This is a genomic window from Alkalicoccobacillus gibsonii, assembly GCF_016798245.1.
GTDB lineage: Bacteria > Bacillota > Bacilli > Bacillales > Bacillaceae_D > Alkalicoccobacillus > Alkalicoccobacillus gibsonii.
The window spans coordinates 668,427-693,807 of sequence record NZ_JAEUZA010000002.1 but is presented as its reverse complement, the minus strand read 5'-3'; the positions used below and the strand labels follow the sequence as shown (position 1 = coordinate 693,807).

At 42.3% G+C, this 25,381-nt stretch carries 23 protein-coding genes; 5 read left to right on the top strand and 18 right to left on the bottom strand.

Going from position 1 to position 25,381, the window contains the following annotated elements:
• Positions 1–2: 2 nt before the first annotated feature.
• From JNO66_RS10145 to JNO66_RS10065, 17 genes are all read right to left on the bottom strand, one after another.
• Positions 3–335, bottom strand: a complete 333-nt coding sequence (locus JNO66_RS10145) for a hypothetical protein (protein WP_203088123.1) — start codon at positions 333–335, stop codon at positions 3–5.
• Positions 336–356: 21 nt separating this feature from the next.
• Positions 357–521, bottom strand: a complete 165-nt coding sequence (locus JNO66_RS10140) for a sporulation protein YjcZ (RefSeq protein WP_203088122.1) — start codon at positions 519–521, stop codon at positions 357–359.
• Positions 522–1,116: 595 nt separating this feature from the next.
• Entirely contained in the window at positions 1,117–2,214 is a 1,098-nt protein-coding gene (locus JNO66_RS10135) for a GntR family transcriptional regulator (RefSeq protein ID WP_203088121.1), read from the bottom strand.
• 70 nt (positions 2,215–2,284) lie between these two features.
• Positions 2,285–3,763 carry an L-arabinose isomerase gene (gene araA / locus JNO66_RS10130; RefSeq protein ID WP_203088120.1) on the bottom strand — a complete coding sequence of 493 codons (1,479 nt, stop codon included), beginning with the start codon at positions 3,761–3,763 and terminating at the stop codon, positions 2,285–2,287.
• Between the two features lie 12 nt (positions 3,764–3,775).
• Positions 3,776–5,467, bottom strand: coding sequence for a ribulokinase (locus JNO66_RS10125; protein ID WP_203088119.1), 1,692 nt, complete (start codon positions 5,465–5,467; stop codon positions 3,776–3,778).
• 12 nt (positions 5,468–5,479) lie between these two features.
• Entirely contained in the window at positions 5,480–6,172 is a 693-nt protein-coding gene (gene araD, locus JNO66_RS10120) for an L-ribulose-5-phosphate 4-epimerase (protein WP_273753241.1), read from the bottom strand.
• Positions 6,173–6,223: 51 nt separating this feature from the next.
• Positions 6,224–7,384: a multiple monosaccharide ABC transporter permease gene (mmsB, locus tag JNO66_RS10115; protein ID WP_203088118.1), complete on the bottom strand. Its 1,161-nt coding sequence runs from the start codon at positions 7,382–7,384 to the stop codon at positions 6,224–6,226.
• On the bottom strand, positions 7,353–8,915 hold the full coding sequence (gene mmsA, locus JNO66_RS10110) for a multiple monosaccharide ABC transporter ATP-binding protein (protein WP_203088117.1): 1,563 nt from the start codon (positions 8,913–8,915) through the stop codon (positions 7,353–7,355). Before mmsA ends, mmsB begins: the two co-directional genes overlap by 32 nt.
• Before the next feature lie 63 nt (positions 8,916–8,978).
• Positions 8,979–10,061 (bottom strand): multiple monosaccharide ABC transporter substrate-binding protein, encoded by a 1,083-nt coding sequence (chvE, locus tag JNO66_RS10105; RefSeq protein ID WP_203088116.1) that lies wholly within the window; start codon positions 10,059–10,061, stop codon positions 8,979–8,981.
• Positions 10,062–10,362: 301 nt separating this feature from the next.
• The gene (locus tag JNO66_RS10100) at positions 10,363–11,862 is read right to left on the bottom strand and encodes a tripartite tricarboxylate transporter permease (protein WP_203088115.1); all 1,500 of its coding nucleotides are present in this window, start codon (positions 11,860–11,862) and stop codon (positions 10,363–10,365) included.
• Positions 11,863–11,874: 12 nt separating this feature from the next.
• Positions 11,875–12,333, bottom strand: coding sequence for a tripartite tricarboxylate transporter TctB family protein (locus tag JNO66_RS10095; protein ID WP_203088114.1), 459 nt, complete (start codon positions 12,331–12,333; stop codon positions 11,875–11,877).
• Positions 12,334–12,348: 15 nt separating this feature from the next.
• Positions 12,349–13,335, bottom strand: coding sequence for a tripartite tricarboxylate transporter substrate binding protein (locus tag JNO66_RS10090; RefSeq protein ID WP_203088113.1), 987 nt, complete (start codon positions 13,333–13,335; stop codon positions 12,349–12,351).
• 12 nt (positions 13,336–13,347) lie between these two features.
• Positions 13,348–14,517, bottom strand: a complete 1,170-nt coding sequence (locus JNO66_RS10085) for a mandelate racemase/muconate lactonizing enzyme family protein (RefSeq protein ID WP_203088112.1) — start codon at positions 14,515–14,517, stop codon at positions 13,348–13,350.
• 16 nt (positions 14,518–14,533) lie between these two features.
• On the bottom strand, positions 14,534–15,991 hold the full coding sequence (gene gucD, locus JNO66_RS10080; protein ID WP_246483227.1) for an alpha-ketoglutaric semialdehyde dehydrogenase GucD: 1,458 nt from the start codon (positions 15,989–15,991) through the stop codon (positions 14,534–14,536).
• A 15-nt stretch (positions 15,992–16,006) separates the two neighbouring features.
• Positions 16,007–16,924: a dihydrodipicolinate synthase family protein gene (locus JNO66_RS10075; RefSeq protein ID WP_203088110.1), complete on the bottom strand. Its 918-nt coding sequence runs from the start codon at positions 16,922–16,924 to the stop codon at positions 16,007–16,009.
• 51 nt (positions 16,925–16,975) lie between these two features.
• Complete coding sequence (locus JNO66_RS10070; protein WP_203088109.1) at positions 16,976–17,665, bottom strand: GntR family transcriptional regulator; 690 nt, start codon at positions 17,663–17,665, stop codon at positions 16,976–16,978.
• A 638-nt stretch (positions 17,666–18,303) separates the two neighbouring features.
• Entirely contained in the window at positions 18,304–19,140 is an 837-nt protein-coding gene (locus JNO66_RS10065) for a class II fructose-bisphosphate aldolase (protein ID WP_203088108.1), read from the bottom strand.
• 157 nt (positions 19,141–19,297) lie between these two features.
• Between JNO66_RS10065 and JNO66_RS10060 the strand changes: the two genes are divergently transcribed.
• Genes JNO66_RS10060 through JNO66_RS20435 form a run of 5 tightly spaced genes read left to right on the top strand, consistent with a single transcriptional unit; the run spans position 19,298 to position 24,161 of the window.
• A complete protein-coding gene (locus JNO66_RS10060) occupies positions 19,298–20,143 on the top strand; it encodes a MurR/RpiR family transcriptional regulator (protein WP_203088107.1) in 846 nt (281 codons plus the stop codon).
• A 54-nt stretch (positions 20,144–20,197) separates the two neighbouring features.
• Positions 20,198–21,562: a GntP family permease gene (locus tag JNO66_RS10055; RefSeq protein ID WP_203088106.1), complete on the top strand. Its 1,365-nt coding sequence runs from the start codon at positions 20,198–20,200 to the stop codon at positions 21,560–21,562.
• A gap of 39 nt (positions 21,563–21,601) precedes the next feature.
• Positions 21,602–22,501: a 2-hydroxy-3-oxopropionate reductase gene (garR, locus tag JNO66_RS10050; RefSeq protein ID WP_203088105.1), complete on the top strand. Its 900-nt coding sequence runs from the start codon at positions 21,602–21,604 to the stop codon at positions 22,499–22,501.
• A 2-nt stretch (positions 22,502–22,503) separates the two neighbouring features.
• Positions 22,504–23,934: a four-carbon acid sugar kinase family protein gene (locus JNO66_RS10045; RefSeq protein WP_203088104.1), complete on the top strand. Its 1,431-nt coding sequence runs from the start codon at positions 22,504–22,506 to the stop codon at positions 23,932–23,934.
• A gap of 44 nt (positions 23,935–23,978) precedes the next feature.
• Positions 23,979–24,161 carry a hypothetical protein gene (locus tag JNO66_RS20435; protein ID WP_210340830.1) on the top strand — a complete coding sequence of 61 codons (183 nt, stop codon included), beginning with the start codon at positions 23,979–23,981 and terminating at the stop codon, positions 24,159–24,161.
• 396 nt (positions 24,162–24,557) lie between these two features.
• Here JNO66_RS20435 and JNO66_RS10040 read toward each other — a convergent pair whose 3' ends face one another.
• On the bottom strand, positions 24,558–25,367 hold the full coding sequence (locus tag JNO66_RS10040; protein ID WP_203088103.1) for an SGNH/GDSL hydrolase family protein: 810 nt from the start codon (positions 25,365–25,367) through the stop codon (positions 24,558–24,560).
• Positions 25,368–25,381: the final 14 nt, after the last annotated feature.

Here is a 25,381-nt window from a genome sequence, read left to right as displayed (position 1 = left end):
TTTTAGTATGTGCTGGTAAGTAAACTTACGGCTATTATGGAAAGAACGATATATCCAACAAAAAATAAAATCATTAAACCCTGCAGAATAATACTAATAATAGCTAATACTTTTGTGACTCCTTTAATACGTGCATAGCCAGGATGATCTACATCCTTAATCCATTTTAACGCAATAATTGATAGAATAAATCCCAGGATCGCTATTGGTAAGGTGCCTACAACCATGACCAGAGCGCCAAGCACCGTTGTACTTTGTTGTTGCTCGGATAAGGCAGAGTCTGGACCATCATACCTTGTAACTTCTTGTGTTTCTACTTCATCATATTGGGACATGTTCACTAACTTCCTTTTCGATTAATTTAGAGTTTGAATATAAAAGTATGCAACCACAACCAAAGCAGCAATAACGGCTAATATCACTAACGTGCATCCACATCCCATGCCTCCGCCTCTGCGTCTGTAGCCACCACCGTATCGATCGTTTCCGTAGCCACCATAGCCACGGTTTCCTCCAAACATACCTCCCCTTGAGCTTTTACTACTACCTCCTGTTGTAATTCGCTTTGTTCCCCTGGAGGATGGACGTGAAGATGGACGCCGACTGGATGATCCTCTGCTTGACGAGCCTCGACTCGATGAACCCCTACTTGAACCTCTACTTGATGAACCTCTGCCTGATGACCTTCTCGACATGCCTTCTCACCTCAATAAACTCATTTTTTTGCGTGCTTCCTCACTTTGTTTTATTGACCAAAATTTTCTTTTCAAACCTCTTTTTTAGTTCTCTTACTAAGTAGTACGGATAATTGTGTTGATTGGTTTCATAAAATGGCGCATAGAGATGAGAGATTAAAGTTTGAGGAGGACAGTGACTAGAGGGGTTTCTTGGTTTTGTTGACCTTATGCGCGGGTCACTCTTTTTCTGCGCGACTTTGATCTCCTCATGCGCGACCCGCTCTCGTTTGGCGCGACTTCCACACTCTCATGCGCGTCCCTCTCCCTTTTGGCGCGACTTCCACACTCTCATGCGCGTCCCTCTCCCTTTTGGCGCGACTTCCTTCCTCTTAAGCGCGACTCTACCCACCCTAAGTGCGCTCAACCAAAAAAGCCCGCATTAGCGGACTTCTTTAGTAGATTGGCGTTTAATCAATTTTGGTTCATAGATAATGGACTCAATTGGTTCTGGCTGTGGCAGCCTTTGATTTTCAATTAATTGAATAATCATTTCTGCTGCACGCTCTCCCATTTCAAGTTTGGGATGTTGTATCGTTGTAAGTTTAACTTCTGTTGCCGTTGCTAGGTTCGAGTCATCAAACCCAACAATGGATAGATCATCAGGCACACTTAACTCGTGCGAGCGAAGGACGTCTAATAGATCCACAACAAGCTGGTCGTTGTAAGCAACCAGTCCCGTTGGCTTACGTGTACCATCCTTTAGAATACGTTCTAATTCTGCCTTTGGTTTATCTTTCTTCTCTTCTGAATCATAATCAATGATGTTATCAGGTGAAATGGGAAGCTGATGCGCTCTATGTGCTTTAATATAGCCTTTTTTCCGCTTAGCTCCTTGGCGGTCATCCGTTTTGAAAAAGCCTAAAATATCCGTATGACCTTGTTTAATTAAATGCTCTGTTTGAAGATAGCCACCTTTTTCATCATCCAAAATAAGACAAAGTGGATCAAGCTCATCATAAAAAGCATTAATCATCACATATGGAATGTTAGCGCGTTCAAGACTGAAGTAATAATTAATATTTGGATTTGAACGAGCACTTTTGGTTGGCTCAATGATCGCTGCATCTACTCCCAATGATAAAATGCTTTCAAGCACCTTTTTCTCCGTTTCTACATTATTATTCGTGCTGTACAAGCTAACCTGGTACCCTTTTTGTGCTAAGTACGGTTCTGCCCCACGAATAATGAGAGGAAAAATATAATCAGAGATATAGGTAGTGATGATCGCAATGTTTTTGGGACTATTTACAGTTAATTTCTCAATGGTTCGATCGGCACAGTATGTACCAGAACCTTGAGAGCGGTAAAGCCAACCATCCTTCACTAAGTCCCCTATGGCAATTCGGACCGTATGACGGCTGACGCCAAATTCCTTCATAAACATACTTTCTGATCCTATCTTTTTATGAGGAGTGTAGGTGCCATCAAGAATACGTGACTTTACCACTTCAATGATCTTGCTATACTTTGTCTGCATATGGTTGTCCTCAATTCTCTGTTCACTTATACGAATAGGCTACCATACTTTGTGAATCGGAACAATTCGCTTATCTGCTGAATTTATAGGCAAGTTCATTCCATTTCAATTCATTCTCAATGCCTTGGATGGTTGTATGCTCGTTAATGACAACTGCTTCAATTCCAACAAGCTTCGCCCAATCTAGCAATTGCTCTGTTGTAATTTTGTACGACATGACCGTATGATGTGCGCCACCAGCGTGAATCCAGGCTTCGGCTGAGGTTTCAAGTGAAGGCTTCGGCTTCCAAAGTACCTTTGCCACAGGTAGTAACGGTGTCTCATGCTCAGGTGCCACAGCTGTTACTTCATTAATAACTAGACGGAACCGATCACCTAAATGAATGATAGATGCGACTAGTGCTTCACCTTCCATACTGTCAAACACCATACGTGCCGGGTCAGATTTTCCTCCTATTGATAGAGGATGAACTTCGATCTTCGGTTTCCCTGAAGCGATGGTTGGACATACCTCAAGCATATGGGAACCGAGGATCATTTCGTTTCCTTCTTCAAAATGGTATGTGTAATCCTCCATAAACGATGTTTGTTCACCGTCGGCCATTAGCTTTATCATCCGCAAGAGAGCAGCTGTTTTCCAATCACCCTCTCCTCCAAATCCGTAGCCTTGCTGCATCAATCGTTGAACAGCCAGACCTGGAAGCTGAGTTAACCCGTGTAATGTATCAAAGTTTGTTGTAAACCCTCCAAAGTTTCCTTCCTCCAGAAAACGTTTTAAACCGAGTTCAATACGTGCCTGCTCTAAAATGGCTTGTTTATCAGCGTTCGGATCAATGTCGTATTCCTGCTCATACACTGAATATAACTGCTCAACCTCTTCGTCCGTAATGGATTCCACTACTTCTACAAGATCTCCAATTCCGTACCCTTGTACGGACCAACCAAATGTTAATTGAGCCTCAACCTTATCTCCTTCTGTTACAGCTACCTCATTCATGTTATCTCCAAAGCGTGCGATGCGTATGGATTTACTTTGAATCGCGGCAGCCGTTGTTTTCATCCACGTACCCATTCTCTCTTGAACACGTTCATCGGCCCAGTATCCGGCAATGACCTTTCGTGGGAGCTTCATTCTTGCACCAATAAAGCCAAATTCACGATCACCATGAGCAGACTGATTTAAGTTCATAAAGTCCATATCAATGGAATCCCACGGGATCTCCCGGTTAAATTGAGTGTGCAGGTGAAGGAGCGGCTTTGTTAGTAAATGTAATCCACCAATCCACATTTTAGCTGGGGAAAATGTATGCATCCATGCAATAATCCCTCCGCATGTTTCATCTGCATTGGCATCAGCACAAAGCTTGGTAATGCCTTCAGGATTTGTTGCGACGTCCTTTAGCTTAATCGTAAAAGATATCGCCTTACTTTCATTTAATGCTTCAACCATTTGGCGGGAATGATTTTGAACCTCACGAATGGCTTCCTCACCGTATAGAGGCTGTCCCCCTGTAACAAACCAATATTCAATCGTTTTTTGTTGTGTCATTTTGTTTCCTCCTCAGTTGTTTGTATGTGCAGGTGTTGAATCATTTTTGGCCTTTAATGCTTTTAATCGTTTCATGACATCGTTCTCTCCACGACCAAAATAATCATGAAGCGTTGAGTATTCTTTATATAGCTCAGCATAGGTGGAGACGTTTTCAGGAATTGGTTTAAAGGTTTCCTCTCGTACCCGACTCATCGATTGCGCAGCATCGGTTATTGAGTTATACCCACCATATGTTGCTCCAGCTGCAACGGCTGCGAACATCGCTGCACCAAGCGCAGGTGTTTGTGAGGCTGCACTAACCTTAATTTCAACATTTGTTACATCTGCATAGATCTGCATAAGTAATTTATTTTTCTGTGGTAACCCACCGCATGCATACACTTCGTTAATTTCAATTCCATTTGATTGAAAGGCATCAATAATCTTTTTTGTTCCAAAAGCCGTAGCTTCAAGCAACGTCCGGTAAATCTCTTCTGGTTTTGAATGTAGAGTTAAACCTACGATTAATCCACTTAACTCAGTATCAACGAGAACAGACCGATTTCCATTCCACCAATCAAGCGCAAGCAACCCTGTTTTACCTGGAGCATAATTAGCTGCTTTTTCTTCCAGATAAGCGTGGATATTCATTCCTGCTTCCTGCGCTGCTTTTTCCACTTGTTCTGACACTCCATGTCGCACAAACCAAGCGAAAATATCCCCAACCGCAGATTGGCCTGCTTCATAGCCAAAGTATCCAGGAATAATCCCATCTTCAACGACACCGCACATACCTTCCACTTCTTTTTCTTCCTCACCAAGTACCACATGACAAATGGACGTTCCCATCGCCATCACTAATTTTCCTGGCGTTACAACGCCAACACCCGGAGCTGCAGCATGCGCATCAACGTTCCCCACTGCAACAGCCGTACCTGGAAGCAATCCCATTTGCGCAGCCATTTCCTCTGTCAGCCCACCAGCTTTCGTACCAAGTGGAACAATCTCTCCCCGCAGCTTAGTAGATGCTACTTTTTCCAGACGAGGGTCAAGCGCTTTGAAAAAGCCCTCACTCGGATAGCCGTCTTGTTTATGCCAAATGGCCTTGTATCCAGCTGTGCAGCTATTACGAACAATCGAACCTGTCATTTGTGCAATGACCCAGTCCGTGGCTTCAAGAAATAGATCAGCTTCCTCATACATCCCCGGATCTTCATTTAGTACTTGCCAAATCTTTGCAATCATCCACTCTGATGAGATCTTCCCTCCGTATCGTGCAAGGAAGGCTTCTCCTCGCTCTTTGGCAATCCGATTGATCTCGTTTGCTTCATCCTGAGCTGCGTGATGCTTCCATAGCTTTAACCAGCTATGCGGACGGTCTTTTAGCTCGTCTTTTAAACAAAGCGGTGTTCCTACTTCGTCAACTGGAAGCATTGTACACGCCGTAAAGTCAATGCCTACACCAATCACATCTTCCGCATTCACCCCAGCTTGCTTTAATACAGCAGGTACGGAAGTCGTTAGTACCTCGATATAATCGCTCGGATGCTGAAGTGCCCACTCTGATTCAAGGGGCTGATTGGTTGATGGAAGCGTGCGATCAATGACCCCATGACGATAGGGTGTTACATGTTCACTCACTTCTGTTCCATCTACTACATTTACTAACACAGCTCGTCCTGATTCTGTCCCAAAATCCAATCCTATTGTATACGTACTCATTGGTTTCCTCCTTTAGTTTCGTTGACCATAGTAAGCGTCTTTTCCATGTTTCCTAAGAAAATGTTTATCCAAAAGGTCCTGCTGCATATGATTGGCATTTGGGTTAAGAGCGAGTGTGTTTGTCGCCATTTTTGCCGTTTCTTCTAATACCACTGCATTGTGCAAAGCTTCCATAGCGTCCTTTCCCCAGGCGAATGGAGCGTGCGCATGGACAAGCACACCAGGCATGTGGTCGTATCGCTTTTCTGCAAATGTTTCTACAATCACATGCCCTGTTTCCGCCTCATACGCTCCCTTAATTTCTTCTTCAGTCATAGGTCTGGTGCATGGAATCTCCCCGTAAAAATAGTCTGCGTGGGTCGTTCCAAACGCTGGAATTCCCCTACCTGCCTGGGCCCAGCTTGTCGCATGAGGAGAATGAGTATGCACGATCCCACCAATTTCAGGGAAAGCACGATACAGCACCACATGGGTTGGTGTATCCGACGAAGGATTCAACTCACCCTCAACCACATTACCCATTAGATCAACCACGACTAAATCTTCTTTCTTCAACACGTCATACTCGACGCCACTTGGCTTAATAACCACTAATCCACTTTCGCGATCAATACCACTCACGTTTCCCCATGTGAATGTAACCATGCCATGCTTTGGTAAAGCCAAATTGGCATTGAGCACCTGTTGCTTTAAATCATCCAGCATTCTTTTTCTCCTCCTATCCTTATACGTACAAGTATCTATAATAAGAAGCGATTAAGACCGCTTCTTATTCATAATGTCAAAGGCAACTGCCGCTAATAGAACAAGTCCTTTGATTGCTTGCTGCCAATCAATACCTAATCCAAGAATGGACATTCCATTGTTCATGACACCCATAACAAGTCCACCAATGACGGCACCAATGATGGATCCTACACCACCATATGCTGAGGCGCCTCCGATAAAACTTGCCGCAATGGCATCAAGCTCAAACAAGTTTCCTGCTCGTGGCGTGGCCGCATTAAGTCTGGCAGCAAAGATCAAACCGGATAGCGCTGCGAGCACACCCATATTCACAAACACCATAAAGGTGACACGCTTTGTTTTAATACCAGATAGTGATGCGGCCTTCTCGTTTCCACCTACTGCATAGATGTGTCGACCGATGACTGTCTTTTTCATAACAAAAGAATAAAAGGCAATGAGTACAATCAATAGAATTAGTATATTTGGGATCCCACGATAATCCGCTAGAATGTACGTAAACACTCCAATAACCGCTGCCATTCCAACTATTTTTAAGAGAAACAAAGACCTGGGAAGAGCATCAAACCCATTCTTTAGTTGTTTTCTTCTTGCTCGTACTTCAAGAAAGACAAGCATTCCAATTAGTACAACTCCTATGATTAGTGACAACAAGTGAATGGTAGAACCGTTAAATACATCTGGTAAAAACCCAGCACTTAATTGCTGAAACGCAGGAGGGAACGGAGCAATGGATTGTCCTTGGAGCATAATCAATGTAATCCCCCGGAAGATCAACATTCCAGCAAGAGTGACGATAAAGGCAGGTATCTTCACATAGGCAACCCAAAATCCTTGCCATGCCCCAACTATCGCTCCCATCAATAAACAAAGAACAACGGTAAAGAAAGGATCCATGTTCATTTGAATCATTAGAATGGCTGATAAGGCACCGATAAACGCTGCGATTGAACCTACAGACAGGTCAATATGTCCTGTGATGATAACTAACACCATGCCAATCGCAAGAATGAGAATGTAGCTATTTTGCAAGATTAGATTCGTAATATTCAGAGGCTGCAACAGAACGCCATCTGTGAGAATTTGAAACAGTAGCATAATAAGAAGCAACGCAAAGGTCATACTATATTGCCTAATATTAGTTTGGACGATCTTTAGAAATGTCTTCATGGAAAGTCACCTCCCGTGTCATCAGCCTCATTAAATCCTCTTGGTTTAACTGTTCACCCTGAACCTCACCAGTCATTCTTCCTTTATTCATGGCATACACGCGACTACACATGCCAATTAATTCTGGAAGCTCAGAGGAAATGATAAGAATTCCCTTCCCTTTTTGAGCCAGCTCTTGAATGATCGTATAAATCTCGTATTTCGCTCCCACATCAATGCCTCGTGTCGGCTCATCTAGTATTAAAACGTCCGGATCAGAAAGGATCCACTTACTTAAAACGACTTTCTGTTGGTTCCCACCACTCAGATTCCCTGTTTCTTGTTGAATAGAAGGTGTCTTGATGTTCATTTTCTTTCTAAAATCTTCTGCTACCTTCACTTCTTCCGTTCCATTGATCAAGGTCTTGTTAGACAATTTGTCTAAGCTTGCAAGCGAAATGTTCTCTTTTACATCGTTCATTAAAATGAGCCCATATGATTTCCGATCCTCTGTTGCATAGGCAAGACCTGCTTGAATGGCTTCACTAACAGAAGAAAATGAAGTGGGTTCGTTGTTTAAAAGGAGCTCGCCACTTATCTTTGAGCCGTACGATCCACCAAACAGGCTCATGGCAAGCTCCGTACGTCCCGCTCCCATTAATCCTGCTATGCCTACAATTTCTCCTCTCTTCACATGAAACGCCGCATCAAAGATAATCTGGCGTTCACGCTGAATTGGATGAAAGACATTCCAGTTCCTTACCTCAAGGATCGTCTCACCAGGTGTACCTGAATACTCTGGATACCTGCTAGAAAGACTTCTACCTACCATTCCGCGAATGATTCGATCCTCATTCACTTCATCCTTTTTCACATCAAGCGTTTCAATGGTTTGCCCATCGCGAATAATGGTCACTTGATCGGCAATTTGCTTAATTTCATTTAACTTGTGTGAGATGATAATGGAGGTAATTCCTTCATGCTTAAGCTCAAGCAAAAGCTTTAATAAGTTTTGGCTATCTGTTTCATTAAGAGAGGCGGTCGGTTCATCTAATATGAGAAGCTTTACGTCCTTTGCTAGAGCTTTGGCAATTTCCACTAACTGTTGCTTCCCTACCCCAATATGCTTTATCTTGGTCTGAACGGGCTCTAGCAGATTCACTCGTGTAAGGAGCTCTTCAGACAACTTACTTGTCTGATCCCAATCTACTAGCCCGTATCGACCGCGCTCATTTCCTAGAAAGATATTTTCAGAGATTGATAGCTCCGGGATAAGAGCCAGCTCTTGGTGGATAATTGCAATGCCTTTTTCCTCGCTCTGTCTGACATCCTTAAACTGACAAGGCTCGTCTTGAAAATAGATGTCACCCTCATAGCTTCCATATGCATAGACCCCACTTAACACCTTCATTAAAGTAGATTTGCCTGCTCCGTTCTCACCACATAAAGCGTGAATATCACCTTGTTTCACTTGGAGATTCACATGATCAAGTGCCTTTACACCAGGAAACTGCTTTGTGATATTCTTCATATCTAGAAGAATGTTTGACATGTCCCTCTCTCCCTTTTCTGAGTGAGCGGTTCTACTCCTTTAGAACCGCTCAATGAGTAGGTGCTAATTAAGCTGGTCTGCTGTGTAATAGTCACTTTCAATCAGAATCTCTTCGTAGTTATCAATATCTACGACAACAGGTGACTCCAGGAATGAAGGAACTACTTTTACATTGTTGTCGTAGGTATCAGTGTCATTCACCTCAGGTTCCTCATTGTTCAGAACGGACTCAGTCATCTCCACCGCTTTTTCAGCTAAGACCCTTGTATCTTTAAACACGGTCATTGATTGTTCTCCTGCAATAATGGCATTAACGGACGGAATATCCGCATCTTGACCTGTAATAATAGGCATATCATCTGCCGTGTATCCAACGCTCTTTAATGAGGCAAGTACACCAATACTTAAAAGATCTGCTGGAGCTAAAACAGCGTGTAACTCTTCGCCACCACCATAATTTGAGCTTAGTAGATTATCCATTCGACTTTGTGCAGTTGCGCCGTCCCATCGTAAAATAGAAATTTGGTTAAAATCAGTTTGACCACTGCCTACTACTAATTTCCCTTCATCTAAATAAGGTTGAAGAACAGACATCGCCCCATTAAAGAAGAAGTGAGCATTATTGTCATCAGGAGAACCTGCAAACAATTCGATGTTAAAAGGACCTGCTTCATTTTCTAAATCGAGCTGGTCAACAATGTACTGACCTTGCATGACACCAACCTCATAGTTATCAAAGGTTGCATAATAATCTACATGCTCTGAATTCATGATTAAACGGTCATATGAAATGACCGGAATGTCTTCTGCATTTGCACTTTCCAATACACTCGTAAGGGCTTCTCCATCTACTGAAGCAATGACTAATGCATCGACACCTAACGTAATCATGTTCTCAATTTGAGATACTTGATTTTCCACTACATCCTCGGCATATTGAAGCTCTGTTTTATACCCTAATTCTTCAAAGTAATCGACCATATTATTCCCGTCTGCAATCCAACGTTCTGAAGATTGCGTTGGCATGGAAATACCAACTGTTAACTCTTCTTCACCTCCGCCGTCTCCACCAGAACTCCCCTCAGAACAAGCAGCTACCATTACCCCACCGACTATCATTAACCCTACTAAGCCCAGCTTTTTCATAAAAACTCATCCCCCTAATTGGTTGTCCTCCGAATGATAGCGCTATCATTTGTACGGACATTATCGGCTTCATTTTCGATTGGATCGGTTCTCAACTAAACTAGTACGTACAACCAATATAAATCGATTAGCCAAAAAATACAATAACATCACCTAATTATTTTTCGACATGGTGCCAATATACAAGCTTGATCAACAGATTTTATGAAAGGTGAAGGAAAGTTATTCCTTTGTAGAAGTAGAAAAACCCAATGAATCTGTAGTCTGACAGATTCGTTGGGTTGGGATCATCTTTCAATCTTTAAACGTTAAGTGTGTTGCTTGTGTTCTTCCCTCTTTTTTCTTTGATCTCACTTCTAAGAGTGAATACCACACACGCAATTCCAGCCAGAATAAATAAGGCAGAGATTGGATTCGTAAAGAAATCGGCTGCATTTCCTGATGTCATGAGGGCTCTTCTCATATATGTTTCAAGTAATGGTCCAAGAATAAATCCAAGAATCATCGGAGCGATAGGGAATCCATTCCGAACAAGGAAAAATCCTACGACCCCAAACAAAATCATCACCCAAATATCAAAAATGGAGCTATTGGTCGTATAGGCGCCTACGACCGTCAAAACAAAGATAACTGGAAACAGGTATTGCTTTGGAACTGTTAATACCCGAGTAAAAAGCTTCATCCCAAACAACTGATACAAGAATACCAATACCATCGCGACAAAAAAGGCAATAAACACGACGTACACAATGTCGGGGTTACTCGTAAAGAATAACGGTCCTGGTTGGAGTCCATGAATCATAAAACCACCTAAAAGAATCGCCGTAACCGTGTCACCTGGAATCCCGAGAGATAGCATGGGAATAAGAGAACCCCCGACACTTGCCGTGTTTGCTGATTCTGAGGCGTAGATTCCTTCTGGGGCACCTTTTCCAAATCGTTCTGATGTCTTAGAAGCCTGCTTTGCCTGTGCATACGCAACTAAATTTGATGTCCCACTACCAAGCCCTGGTAAGATCCCGAAGGCAATTCCGATTAGTGATGAACGTAAAAGATTCCACCAGTTTTTGATGATTTCCGTAAGCGAGAAAGCAAACCCTTTTGCCTTAAGGTCGATATCCTGACTTTTAGAGTCTCCAAGAATCTCAATTAATAGTTGCGAGATTGCGAATAATCCCATAATTAAAGGCAGAAGTTCAAATCCTCCCTTTAACTCAAGAATTCCGAGCGTATAGCGTTGCAGCCCATCAATTGGAGCAAAGCCAACAAGTCCTGCCGCCAGTCCAAGAAATCCGGCTGTCACTCCTTTTAACATACTCCCCTTCGCAAGGACCGCTACAAGTGAAAGGGCAAAGAAAATTAATGCAAAGAATTCAAATGGCCCCATCTTTACAGCGAGTCTTGAAATAACGGGAGAGATCGTCACAAGAGCAATGAAGCTTAATGCTCCCCCTACTAAAGAAGCGATAACCCCTATTCCAAGCGCCCGTAATGGCTCACCATTTTTAGACATTGGGTATGCGTCAAAGGTTGTTGCAATAGAAGATGGAGTTCCTGGTATCCCGAGTAAAGTCGAGGCAACAAGTCCTCCCGATACACCACCCAAGTGTAAACAAATTAAAAAGGCGATTCCAGGTACCGGGTCCATCCCAAAGGTAAAGGGTACAAAGAGCGCCATACCCATGGTTGCTGTTAATCCTGGCACTGTTCCAAATATCAATCCAATTAGCACACCTAGTGCCATAAGCAGGATGACGAACGGAGTGAAGGATGCAGATAAACTTTGAATAAATACGTCCATGTTGCTCCTCCTTTATAGAAGCCCTGCAGGTAAAATGACATTCAGTAATTGTGAAAACACCACATAAATGATAACGGTTACAACAAAGCCATTAATTAAACTTTTCCAAATGGTTGCTTTGTCTTTCTCTTTTGTCAGGTACCAAGTTAAGAAGCTGAGGAATACAAATGTACTGATGATATACCCAATAACATTAAACAACAAAGCATATGCAAGTAGCGCAATAAAGCTAATGACCATTCGCTTACTGTTCTCGTTTAATTTAAAGGTAAGTTGTTTAGCACCCTCGCTCTTATAGAAGGCGAGCCCAATTCCACATAAAATAAGGGCAATCGAGACTACCCTAGGCAATAGCCTTGGTCCCGGATCATCCGCTAGCATCATAAAAGACATGGTGAATGTATTCAAAAACATGAGTAACCCGAGCCCTGCGATCACCATACCCATGACCCGTTCTTGTGTTAGATTCATCCCCATCACGCCTTATCATTCAATATCAGAAAAAAGTTCATCTGCAATAAGCTGAGCTTTCTCCATTTCTTCCTGAGAAAATAACCGTGCTTCCTCTGCATTCATTAATGTGTGCTGCTGGAACGTCTTTTCGAGTTCCTCGTTGTAGTCCTCATCCTGTGCAAGCTGTTCTGTTGCATCATTCCATTGTTGAACAATCTCATCAGGCATATCCTTAGGTCCATACAAGGAATGAACAATAGGGAATTGAACGTCATATCCCTGCTCCACTGTTGTCTCAAGCTCTGGAGCCAGTTCATCTCGTTCATCCGATAGTACACCTAACGCTCTAAAATCTCCGGACTCAATGTAATTTAATACATTTCCAACACCTGTTACAGCAAGATCGATCTGTCCTCCAAGAAGTCCTGTCATCCGATCCGACTCGCTACCTACATCAAGAATTTTAATTTCTGTACCAGACTCAATTCCTAATAGCTCTCCCATAAAGTGAGTGGTTCCTCCGATCTGTGAACCATAAATGACTTCATTAGGGTTTTCCTTCGCGTAGTCTACGAGGTCATCGAGTGTTTCATAGGGTGAATTGGCACTAACAACGAAGACCTGGTTAACAGATGAGAAAGTGCCGATAGCTGTCAATTCATCTGTGCTGTACTCCAATTGACGTACGGCATGGCCTGTATGAAGGGCTTGATGATTAAAAAGGAGGCTGTATCCATCTTTATCTGAGGAACGAACATTTTCAAAAGCAAGAGCTCCACCAGCGGTTGCTTGATTCACAACCACAATATTAGCACCAAGGTACTTTGGTAAATGCTTGGCCATCACACGAGCGGCTGTATCTGTTTGCCCCCCTGGACTCGCAGGCACATAAATCTCAATGGTCTTATTTGGATAGTTGGCGATATCAGCTTCTGTTGCCTGTTTCCCTTCAGAAGAGGAACAGGCAGCAAGGAATAGAAGACCTATTCCAAGTGCTGCCACACCCACGTGCTTCCGCATGCGTTTCCCTCCCTATCCTCTTGTTTGGGACGTTCGATCCTGCAGCTGGTGAACAGATACATCGCCCCAGCTTAGATCAGGCACTCGATATTTTTCAATCTTATTCCAATCAAGATCTACCCCAATCCCTGCAATTTTTCTATCAGGTAAACGTAGGAACCCGTTCTCGTACTGAATTTTGTCGGTTACGATATCATCAATATAGAGCTCTGGACCTGTTGGGTCAGATGTATAATTTAAATGTGGTAGCGCGCTTCCAAAATGAGCCATAGCGGATGTACCGATAGAAAGCTCTTGAGTTGTTCCGATTAAGACGCTTTTCCCTGCCACTTCAGCTGCATATGCGGCTTTTCTTGCGGCTGTTAGTCCACCGATAAAGACAGGAGCAATGTTAAAGATATCAACGGAATCTTTTTTGATCATTTCATATTGTTGTCTTGGACTCCATACATGCTCACTTACAGGAAATTCACATTGAAGTCTAAAATGATTTAACCCTTCAAAGTCATTCCAGAATGCTGGGCTTTCTACTAATTCAAAGTGATATTTAGATAGACGTTTTGTAGCCCTAAGCGCATCCTTCCAATCAAGTAAGTGACTAAAATCCAAGGACTTAATCGTTACTTTTCCAGCAAATTCGGAATAGACCCTGTCGAGGAATGCTTCATCTGCGTCCACGTTTTTCCCAACATAGAGGCGGAATGTATCAAATCCTTGTTCAAGTCTGTTTCGTACAATTTCAATGTTCTCATCCACTTCATCCATAAAGCGATGGCGGAAGATTGGATAGCATACTTTAAATTTCTCGCGTTGGCGTCCACCTAGTAGATCAGACATAGACACTCCTAAGTATTTTGAACATACGTCATATAGAGCGGTATCTACGCCGTTTCGAATAAAACTACCTTTTTCATAATAATAAAGCGCTTGCGGAAAATTCAAATCGAGCTCGCGGTTGATATCTGCTGTATCAAAAGGATTTTTACCAATTAAAATGGAATCAAGTGTAGCCTCTAGATCCTTCATATCAACTGAATAACGAGGTAGGTGGGAGAAATCGGACATTTCGCCGATTCCCACCGCTCCTTCGTCTGTTTTAAGCTGAACAATGACGTGTTTGTTCACGAATCCAGTATGACGCGGAACACCAACTGCAGTAAGTTTAACTTTTGAAATCTTCATTATAGATCCCCCTCATTTATCCTTTGATAAAAACGGTTTTAACTTCTGTAAAGAATTCAATGGCAGCTGTTCCTTGCTCACGTGAATGTGAGCTTGATTGCTTCATTCCACCAAATGGTGCCTGTAGTTCAACTCCAGCACTTTCTGCATTAATTCGGACAAGCCCTGCATCGATGTCCTCGATAAATGTCATCATGCGAGCAATGTTTGTTGTGAAAATCGATGCACTTAAACCAAATTTCGTATCATTTGCCACTTCAATCGCTTGCTCAAGGCCATCTACCTTAATTAAAGCGAGAACCGGTCCAAAAATCTCCTCTTGAGCGATACTCATCTTCGTATCAACTTCATCAAAGATAGCAGGCTCAACATAATACCCGTCTCCTAGCTTTCCATCTTCTAGGCGGCGACCACCGAATAATAGGTTGGCTCCTTCTTCCTTCCCTTTTTCAATATAAGAAAGTACTGTATCAAGCTGCCCCTTACTTACACTTGGTCCCATCCATGTATCAGAATCAAGCCCGTCTCCTACTTTTAATTCACTCACTTTTGCAACTAATTTCTCTTTAAATGTTTCATAGACTGCTTGATCGACGATAACACGACTTGTGGCTGTACACTTTTGTCCTGTTGATTTTAATCCTCCACTTATCGTTGCATCTACGGCTAGATCTAAGTCCGCATCATCCGCTACAATAACAGGGTTCTTTCCACCCATTTCAAGCTGATACTTTCCACCTCTAGCAAGAACAGCTTGGCCAACCTGCTGCCCAACACCGTCAGAACCAGTGAATGTAACGCCATCTACCTGCTCATGATTAGCGAGACCCTGACCGATAATTGAACCGGAGCCAGTGATATAGTTCACGACACCTTCAGGAAATCCAGCTTCAGCAAAGCACTCTACAACTTTAGCCGCTGTGATTGACGCTTCTGACGCTGGTTTAAGAACAACAGTGTTTCCGTAGATTAATGCTGGAGCCATCTTCCAAATCGGAATCGCTACCGGAAAGTTCCAAGGGGTAATAACTCCTACAACTCCAAGAGCCTTACGGGTTGTGAACATAAAGGCCTCAGCGTCTGTAGAAGGAATGACGTCTCCAACCTTTCGCATCCCTTCACCCGCATAATACCTTAGAATCGCTACTCCGCGAGCGGTTTCTCCCTTTGCCTCTGGTAGGGTTTTACCCATCTCCTTGGTCATAACTTCAGCAACTTCATCTGTTCTTGCTTCAAGGATATCCGCTACTTTATAGAGGTAAGCTCCACGAGCCGCACCTGTTAACTTACGCCACTTTTTTTGAGCCGTTGCTGCTGATTGTACGGCTTGATTAAGATCTTCCGCCGTTGATTTTTGGAACCGTCCTACCACTTCTTTTGCACGAGCCGGATTCACACTTTCTCCTACTTCTCCTGATGCTCCTTGTACCCACTCACCATTAATGTAATTGCTAAACGTCACTGCTTCTGACATGTTCCACACCATCCTTTATGAATTTTGAGTTGTTTTCAAACCCCATGTTTCAAGTAATGCTTCAACTTCTGCATGATCAGATTCATTTAATGCCGCTACCGGCTCACGTGTTTTGCCAGCCGTTAAACCAACGGCTTCCATGGCCTCTTTAATCACAACTACATTGTTTCCATTATTATATTTGGCACGTAAGTCTTCAAACGGAAGAACATGCTCCCAAACATCCCATGCAGCCTCCCAATTGTTTGCTCTGAGCGCCTCTAGCAATTCAAATGACTTACTAGGAAGGATGTTGACTAGACCTGAAGTAAAGCCAACCGCTCCAGCATTCCAGTAATACGGAGCCCACTTTTCAGCAGTTCCACAAATCCAAGCTACGTTATGTGAGGCTGGTACCTCACGTACGAGTTTGGTGAATCGCGGCAAGTCATTGATTGCATACTTTACTCCAACAAGTTTGTCGAGTGGCGCGAGTTCCTTTAAGACATCATCTGATACATTTGGATCTTTAAAATAAACAATAGCTGGCAAATCGACTTGCTCAATAATGGAGCGGAAATAATTAGCTGCTCCTTTCGATGTAATATATGGATGGACAGGCATGTGAATCATAATGGCGTCTGCGCCAGCTTCTTTAGCAAAGTTACCAAGCTCCACCGCCGTTGGGACAGCATAACCAACACCAGCTACAACTAGTGCTCGACCATTCACGTACTCTACAACTCTCTTAGTCTCTTCTTTTGCTTCGTCCATTGATAATGCGTAGAACTCACTTGTGTTTCCACATGGCACAACAACCTCAAGTTTATTCTCCATTAAGAAATCAATATTCTCCTTCACTCCCTCCCAATTCACACTCAAATCATCATGAAAAGCAGTAATTGGGATCGCCGAAATCGTTTCTAACCTTTTGGCAAATGTTTTATAATCCATGTCGTCCTCCTTTTGTATGCGTTATCATTTTATTTAATAGAAGCTTAGCTCCTATTGTTCCTTTTGATGAGACAGAATGAATTCTGTCGTTCGTAAAATATGCTGCTTCATTAACCTCTCAGCAAGATCACCATCTCGACTCTTGATGGCTTGGAAGATAGCTGAATGCTCTTCATATCCCTCAATGATTTCTTTATGATAAGAAAGAGCCCGTTTTCGGAATGCATGATCAAATGCTTTGACGTTGTTTAGCATATTCTTAATCATTGCATTTTCTGCAAAATGAACAATCATTTCGTGGAAGGCTGTATTGTGTCGCACTAACGCTTCCGCATCCTCGTCTTCTTTTAATTCCTTCATCGTGTCAATCTGATCCTCTAACAGCGCTAACTCCGAGTCATTCATTTTCATCGCAGCTAATCGACAACATAATCCTTCGATTGATGCACGGAGCAATAGAATCTCCTCGATTGAGGTATTGGCGTACTCTGATACATAGGTTCCTTTTCGCGGAATCGTCTGGACAAATCCTTCATTTCCAAGAATACGAAAAGCTTCTTTAATTGGCGTTGTACTTATACCCATTAACTGAGATAGCTCACGTTCTTTCAAATGATCTCCAGGCATAAAGTATCCACTAACAATCGCCTCTTTAATTTTCTCTACGGCAATCTCGCGCAAGGACTTAACACTTTCAATCCCTGAGCTAAAAAAGTCCGCTGTATCCATCTGCTTTTTCATGATGACTCCTCCAATGATATCTGATATATCAATGACTATCGACGAAGTCCGAATCTGTCAACGTCTGATCATTTACGAATTGAGATCTAAGAACCTACCTGATATATCAGATATTATATTTATAATAATTCTGATAATAAGGTGTGTCAATACATAAACAAAAAAGATTATGCGCTTACATTGGTTCACCATATCCCTTATAGTGAAGGAAATGATGTCTAAAGGAGTGGCAGAATGACGTTTTTACTCATTTTTACTGGCCTCATATGTTTCATTGGTCTTATCGTTTCAATTATCTATGTAAATATTGTTGATCAAAATTACAGTAGTGAAAAAAGCTTCCGAAACCTGTCCTGGATCTACCTTTTGCTCATTCCTATCGCAATACTGATTGTCATTGGATTGGCTTATGTGTTTTTGTCTTAACCAAAAAAATGCCGCTTCGGGAGAATACTCGCTTTCCGTGGGTACGGCCTCATCCACTTACGCAGAAAATCACTGCTACAGAGTCTTCACCGCGTACTGTATCCACAGGAGTCTCGCATTCACCCTCCGCTTATATCTTAAAAAAAGACAAGGCAAATGATTCACTCATCAAATCATTTGCCTTGTACCTATTTTCTTAGCTCTCTTACTTACTATTTATTTTGATACAAACGAATGATTTTCTCCATATGGATTGTCATTTGTTCCTGTGCATGAGTCATTAGGGTGCTTAAATGTACTTGTTGGTTTTCTTTAACCGTGTCTGCAATGGTGCTCACTGCTGTTAATGAGATTTCTGTATTAACATTAATCTTCCTGATACCATAATCAATCGCTTTTAAAACTTGATCCTCTGGCGTGCCCGATCCTCCGTGAAGAACTAATGGAATTTGAACCTTCTCAGCAATTTCCTCGAGCAAATCAAATTGAAGCTTTGGCTCACCTTTATACATTCCATGAACGGTTCCAATGGAAGCAGCAAGAAAGTCAACGCCTGTTTCTGAGACAAATCGTGCAGCCTCTGTTGGATCTGTTAATCGGCCATCTCCCTCCTCTTCATCTGAGAAGTCTCCTTTTTCCATTGAACCAATCTCCGCTTCAACATGTACACCATGGGCATGTGCGAGCTCAACAACCTCTTTAGTTAATCTGATATTTTCTTCTAATGAATGAGGTGATCCATCAAACATCACAGATGTAAACCCAGCTGTGAGCGCTCTCTTGATGGTCTCTAATTCATAACTATGATCTAAATGCAAGGCCACAGGAACACTTGCAAGCTCTGCTAGTTTTATTGTGAATGCAGCAAACGCTTCCAAATTCATGTAATCTTTATACCGCTCTCCGTACGCAATTAATACTCCTTGATTGGCTTGTTCAGCCGCTTGAATCGCTGCTTGTACCGTTTCCGCATTGTAGCAATTAAAGGCAGCAATTGCCGCATGTTCTTGCTCCGCTTTTACTAAAAGTTCCTTTGTCGAGATAAACATAAAGACCCCTCCATAATGTAGTTTTATTACAATAATCCTTATGATAACGCTACATTCGACATTATTCAACTAAATTTATGTAGTAAAACAAACAAAAAGTCTTGTGTAAGCGATTTTATTGTAGTAATATTACTACGAACACGGAGGTGATTAGACGTTGTCCAGTTTTCAACAACGTATTGAATCGAAAAAAGAATCCATTACTGCTTCTGAACGAAAAATTATTCAACAACTAAATCAACATGATAAACCATTCTTACTTTCTATGAATGAGTTATCTCTATTAAGTAATGTAAGTGAGCCTAGTGTTGTGAGGTTATATCGCAAGCTTGGTTATGCAAGTTATCAAGAACTAAAGGTTGCTCTCGCCCAAGAGCTTGCTGAATCTAAATCAAACGCGACCGAAACAAATGATATCCAAGTGGGTGATCAAGCAGATGTTGTCTTTGAAAAGATTTCTGATCAAATTAGCTCTGCCTTATCAATGACTCAAGATCAGTTAAATGTCTCAACGATTGAACAAGCCATCCTTGCTCTGCAACAAGCAAAACGCCTTTATTTCTTTGGACAAGGCTTATCAGGGACCATTGCGGAAGATGGTGCTCATAAATTTATGCGTTTAGGTGAGACCACCCTCTCAGTCAAAGACCCTCACTACCAAGCGATTTATGCAAGCCATATGAACGAGCAGGATGTTGTTGTAGCCATCTCGCACTCTGGTGAAACCGTTGACATTATTGATGTGGTTGAGATCGCTAAGAACAACGGAGCCAAAATCATCGTCATTACATCAAATCGGAATACGACACTTGCAAGCATGGCGACTTTTCTTCTATTAACTCAAGCGGCTGAAACAACAAAGCGCTCTGATGCCATGGTTTCAAGGATTGTACAGCTTACACTCATTGATACATTGTATACACGTATGGTTGCTCTCGGAGGCGAACGATTAACAAGCAGAGTAAACCAGTCAAGACTTGCCGTAACACGAATGAAAAAATAAGCTTCCAAATGGAAGCGCTCATAAAATGGAAAGTAACTTCAAGAGGTGACGCATATGCTTACAGGAACAGGTTTAATTATTGGTTTTATCGTAGCTTTGATTGTGCTTTTTGTTCTTATTATTAAATTAAAGTGGGATGCATTTATTGCCTTACTGGTTGTAGCTATTGGAATTGGTCTCATTTCGAATATTGGTGTCAGGGAATTACCCGGAGTCATTGCAGATGGCTTCGGAGGAACATTAGCAGGGGTCGGGATACTGATCGGTCTTGGAATTATCTTCGGTCAATTCCTTGCTGCCTCTGGTGCCATTGAGAAAATTGCTTCATCAATGATTCGAGCATTTGGAGTGAAACGATCTCCTCTTGCCTTATCTGCAACCGCAACCACAGTGGCGATTCCCGTTTTCTTTGATGCTGCTTTTATCATCTTAAACAAACTGGTTCAAAGCTTATCCATTAAAACAAAGATTTCACTTGCAACATTTGTTGCGATCCTGGCTATCGGTTTGATTGTTTCACACAGCTTAATTATTCCAACACCAGGTCCACTGATTGTTGCTGACAATACCGGTTCTGAAATTGGCGTCTTCTTCCTTTACGGCTTACTTGTTGCCATTCCTGCCACGCTAGTCGGTGGTGTACTTTATGGTAAATTCATCGGCAAACGTATACCAAACGGAGATCGTCTAAGTGATGTCACTGAGGAAATGGAAGAAACAGAACAAGTATCAACTGGGAAAGAAATGCCTACATGGCTTGCTTATTCCATGCTTGCCTTACCAATTGTTTTGATTCTATCAAACACGTTAATGAATGTTGTTTTCATAGAGAATCCTGAACATATCATTCCTACGTTCTTTGCTTTTATTGGCGATAAAAATACAGCCTTACTCATTAGTGTCATTACTGCACTCTTTGTGTTCAGACCTTATCTAAAAGAAGATTCAAAGACTGTTATGACACAAGCATTTGAGTCCTCCGGTATGATCTTGTTAATAACTGGTGCAGGTGGTGCTTTCGGTAAAGTTGTTCAAGAAACAGGGATTGGTGATTTATTAATCGGAATGATGCAGGGCTTGAATATGCCTGTACTCTTACTTGCTTTCCTATTCGCTCAATTACTACGCGCAGCACTTGGAAGCGCTACAGTTGCACTAATTACAACGTCTTCAATCCTAGGACCGATGGCAGTAGAACTAGGTGCATCTCCAGTGTTACTCGGACTAGCAATCTGTGCAGGTGGTATTGGATTATCCTTACCAAACGATTCCGGCTTCTGGGTTGTTAGTAAATTCGGACGTCTGTCTATGATGGAAACGCTACGTGTGTGGAGCTTAGGTGGTTTCATAGCAGGACTGACAGCTTTAGGTTTTATCTACTTTTTAACAATGTTCCAAACCGTATTACCAGGTTTATAGAATAAGAGAGAGATTATATAAAAAAGGATGGAGATATACATGAACAAACGCGTTGGATTTATTGGACTAGGTATTATGGGAAGCCCTATGGCACGTAATTTACTACAAAAAGGATTTCAAGTAACGGTATTTGACTTAAATCAAGGCGCCGTTGATCAGTTAGCAACTGAAGGCGCAACACCTGCAACCTCAGGTAAGGAAGTTGCCCAAAACAGCGACTGCGTCATTACCATGTTACCTAAAGGCGAGCATGTTCGTATGGCTGTATTTGGCGATAACGGTGTCATGGAAGGCGCATCTAAAGATTTAATTATTGTGGATATGAGCTCTGTCTCTCCTGTAGATTCTAAAGAAATGGCAATTCTAGCTGCAGCACAGGGTGTTCATTTCTTAGATGCTCCTGTAAGTGGTGGAGAACCAAAAGCCATCGATGGCACACTCGCTATCATGGTTGGTGGAGAGTCAGCACAGTTTGAAGAAGTAAAGCCAGTGCTACAAGCGATGGGTTCAGACATCGTTTTAGTTGGAGACAGCGGCTGCGGAACAACGGCCAAACTTGCAAATCAAATTATCGTTAACTTAAATATCGCTGCTGTATCTGAAGCGCTAACGCTTGCTTCTAAGGCTGGAATTGATATTGATAAAATGTACCAAGCCATCCGAGGAGGACTCGCTGGAAGTACTGTAATGGATGCAAAGATTCCAATGATCCTTGACCGTAACTTTAAAGCAGGCGGAAGAGTCGATATTAACTTAAAAGATCTGACAAATGTGATGAATACCGCGCATGAATTGTCTGTTCCACTGCCTTTATCAAGTCAGCTACTTGAGATTTTCCATTCGTTAAAAGCAGATGGAAAGGAAGCCTTGGATCACGCAAGCATCGTGCAGCATTATGAGAAGATGGCAAACGTAACTGTAGAAAGAAAGGAGCAATAAGTATGCAAAACCTAAAAGCTTCCGAACGACTAGACCAGATTCCTTCAATTAATAGAGAGGTTGTTCAAGATCTTTTATCAAAAGAACTAGCAAATTCAGCTTATAAAATTGTCGTACTTGATGATGATCCAACCGGTATCCAGACGGTACACGGTGTGTCGGTTTATACGGATTGGACAAAAAGCTCCATTCAAGCTGGGTTTCGTGAAGAGAATCGAATCTTCTTCCTACTAACTAACTCACGCGGATTCACTTCTGCTGAAACAACAAAGGCTCATACTGAGATTGCAGAAAGAGTACAAGCTGTTTCAGAAGAGGAAAACGTTCCTTATGTTTTAATTAGCCGAGGAGACTCTACCCTTCGCGGGCACTACCCACTTGAGACTGTTACGTTAAAGGATTCAATTGAAGCTGCTTCTTCTAGTCGATTTGATGGAGAAGTGATTATTCCCTTCTTTAAAGAAGGAGGTCGCCTAACCATTGATAACGTTCATTACGTACAGTACGGAGATGACCTCGTCCCTGCTGGAGAAACAGAATTTGCTAAAGATCGTACATTCAGCTTCCACTCTTCTCATCTTGGAGAGTGGGTCGAAGAAAAAACAAAAGGCGAATTCAAAAAGGAAGATTGTATCTACATTACGCTTGAGACGTTAAGAGCAAACGATGTAGAAGCTGTTAAAAACCAACTACTTGCTGCAACCGATTTTCAAAAAATCATTGTCAATGCAGTGGATTACGTAGATGTTGAAGTCTTTGTTACAGCCTTCCTCCAAGCTTTAAAAGAAGGCAAGCAATTTCTATGCCGTAGCGCCTCAGCCTTAACAAAGGTTATTGGTGGAGTAACAGATAAAGCCCTATTAACACGCGATGAGTTAATCACAGAAGACACAAATCATGGCGGATTAATTGTTGTAGGTTCTCATGTTCAGAAAACAACCGAGCAACTCAATGACCTGATTGCGAGCGGTCTAGTGGAAGCGATTGAGTTCGACGTTCACCTTGTACTGGATGATGACGCATTTGCCAAAGAAATTGAGCGAGTTCGTACAACGATTGAACAATTGATTACCTCAGGAAAATCGGTAGTTTATTACACTAGACGTGAGCGATTAGATCTCGGTGATAACCGTCAAGAAGAAGAGTTACAGCTTTCTGTAAAAATTTCCGATGCTGTCACTAGCATTGTTAGCGACTTAACCGTCCAACCGAACTACATTGTCGCAAAAGGCGGCATCACTTCTAGCAGCGTCGGTACAACCGGTCTATCGGTGAAACGTGCAGAAGTCGCCGGACAAATTAAGCCAGGCATCCCTGTATGGAAAACAGGTCCAGAAAGCAAATTCCCAGGATGTGCATACATTGTGTTCCCTGGAAATGTCGGACAAGCTGAGACACTAAAAGAAGCCGTTGCCGTGTTGGAAGGGAAATAAAGAGAGGAATGAGGAGAACCGCGGAGAGACCGCGGTTTTTTTTGATGAACGGTCTGGGGAACGTATTGATGGCTATCGCTTCGATCCCGTTGCTTATCGCATGGATTTTTCTTCTATCACATCAATCTAGATGCCTATCGCATGGTTCTTCCTTCTATCGCATCAATCCAGATGTCTATCGCATGGATTTCCCATCTATCGCATTAATCCAGATGCCTATCGCATAGACTTTCCTTCTATCACATCAATTCCGCTGCCTATCGAATGGATCTTCCTCTATCACATCAATCCAGATGCCTATCGCATGGATCTTCCTTCTATCGCATCCATCCAGATGCCTATCGCATGGATCTCCTTTCTATCACACCAATCCCAGATGCCTATCGGATAGATTTCCCTTCTATCCCACCAATCCAGATGCCTATCGCATGAATCTCCCTTCTATCGCATCCATCCCGCTACCTATCGTATGAATCTCCTTTCTATCACACCAATCCAGATGCCTATCGCATGGATTTCCCTTCTATCGCATGGATCTTTTCTCTATCGCTCCGATTCCACCCCTACCACTCCAAACCCCAACCAAAAAACCACCACCTCATCCAGAAGTAGTGGTTCAAATCTTATAACGTACGGTCTTCTTCTAAGTAAAGCATCAGCTGACGAGCCCAGATCCTGTATCCCAGATCATTTGGATGCAAGCCGTCTGCTAACGTTTGCTCAAGCATTAATCCTTCTTTTTCAAAATCAATTAACATCGCACCATACATATCTGCATAGTTCCAGCCTTGGCTGAGGATGTAATCCTCAGTGCTTTCTAGGTACTCTTGATAATTCAGTCCGATGTCATTATAATCTGTGTCGAGCTTTGTTGTAGCAGGGTTAGGTGATGTGAGCAAAATTTTACTTGTTGGTAGAGCTTGTTGTATTTGCTCGACAGCCATTCGTATGGATTCATTTGTATTTTTTAATGGTTCGTTCTTTCTATGGCTATTTAAAATGGAACTTTCTATAATGATAAAATTAGGTTCTTCCTTAATCATTTGCTCAAAACTTCCGTTATCCAGAAGGTTCTGAATGGTCGCTCCGTTTACTCCATAATTACTGAGTTTGCTTTTTTCGAGCACTGCCTGAGTCTGTTGAATGGAACGTGTCATAAGACTAGGCCAATTTTTCGAGGTCGAGCTTGCGCCTTTCCCATTTGTTACACTACTTCCTATTACTGCAATTTGAACGTGATCATGCGTTAACGCCCAATAGTGTAGATAATCTAAATAACTAACTTCCCCGTTCTCTGGATTCAATTGGTCTATTTTTTCAGCAAGTTCTTCATCATCTGCTGCAACTGCCTGTCCGTCTAGGTTTTGAATAATATTAAGAATGAGAAGAGATAGTCCAGCAAAAGCAAGTAACGCAATACCGATTCGTTTCAAGCTGACGCCCCCTT

Coding starts and splice junctions, on each gene's coding strand:
- JNO66_RS10145 (WP_203088123.1), bottom strand. CDS start 335: ATGTCCCAATATGATGAAGTAGAAACACAAGAAGTTACAAGGTATGAT.
- JNO66_RS10140 (WP_203088122.1), bottom strand. CDS start 521: ATGTTTGGAGGAAACCGTGGCTATGGTGGCTACGGAAACGATCGATAC.
- JNO66_RS10135 (WP_203088121.1), bottom strand. CDS start 2,214: ATGCAGACAAAGTATAGCAAGATCATTGAAGTGGTAAAGTCACGTATT.
- araA (WP_203088120.1), bottom strand. CDS start 3,763: ATGACACAACAAAAAACGATTGAATATTGGTTTGTTACAGGGGGACAG.
- JNO66_RS10125 (WP_203088119.1), bottom strand. CDS start 5,467: ATGAGTACGTATACAATAGGATTGGATTTTGGGACAGAATCAGGACGA.
- araD (WP_273753241.1), bottom strand. CDS start 6,172: ATGCTGGATGATTTAAAGCAACAGGTGCTCAATGCCAATTTGGCTTTA.
- mmsB (WP_203088118.1), bottom strand. CDS start 7,384: ATGAAGACATTTCTAAAGATCGTCCAAACTAATATTAGGCAATATAGT.
- mmsA (WP_203088117.1), bottom strand. CDS start 8,915: ATGTCAAACATTCTTCTAGATATGAAGAATATCACAAAGCAGTTTCCT.
- chvE (WP_203088116.1), bottom strand. CDS start 10,061: ATGAAAAAGCTGGGCTTAGTAGGGTTAATGATAGTCGGTGGGGTAATG.
- JNO66_RS10100 (WP_203088115.1), bottom strand. CDS start 11,862: ATGGACGTATTTATTCAAAGTTTATCTGCATCCTTCACTCCGTTCGTC.
- JNO66_RS10095 (WP_203088114.1), bottom strand. CDS start 12,333: ATGAATCTAACACAAGAACGGGTCATGGGTATGGTGATCGCAGGGCTC.
- JNO66_RS10090 (WP_203088113.1), bottom strand. CDS start 13,335: ATGCGGAAGCACGTGGGTGTGGCAGCACTTGGAATAGGTCTTCTATTC.
- JNO66_RS10085 (WP_203088112.1), bottom strand. CDS start 14,517: ATGAAGATTTCAAAAGTTAAACTTACTGCAGTTGGTGTTCCGCGTCAT.
- gucD (WP_246483227.1), bottom strand. CDS start 15,991: ATGTCAGAAGCAGTGACGTTTAGCAATTACATTAATGGTGAGTGGGTA.
- JNO66_RS10075 (WP_203088110.1), bottom strand. CDS start 16,924: ATGGATTATAAAACATTTGCCAAAAGGTTAGAAACGATTTCGGCGATC.
- JNO66_RS10070 (WP_203088109.1), bottom strand. CDS start 17,665: ATGAAAAAGCAGATGGATACAGCGGACTTTTTTAGCTCAGGGATTGAA.
- JNO66_RS10065 (WP_203088108.1), bottom strand. CDS start 19,140: ATGTTTATCTCGACAAAGGAACTTTTAGTAAAAGCGGAGCAAGAACAT.
- JNO66_RS10055 (WP_203088106.1), top strand. CDS start 20,198: ATGCTTACAGGAACAGGTTTAATTATTGGTTTTATCGTAGCTTTGATT.
- garR (WP_203088105.1), top strand. CDS start 21,602: ATGAACAAACGCGTTGGATTTATTGGACTAGGTATTATGGGAAGCCCT.
- JNO66_RS10045 (WP_203088104.1), top strand. CDS start 22,504: ATGCAAAACCTAAAAGCTTCCGAACGACTAGACCAGATTCCTTCAATT.
- JNO66_RS20435 (WP_210340830.1), top strand. CDS start 23,979: ATGAACGGTCTGGGGAACGTATTGATGGCTATCGCTTCGATCCCGTTG.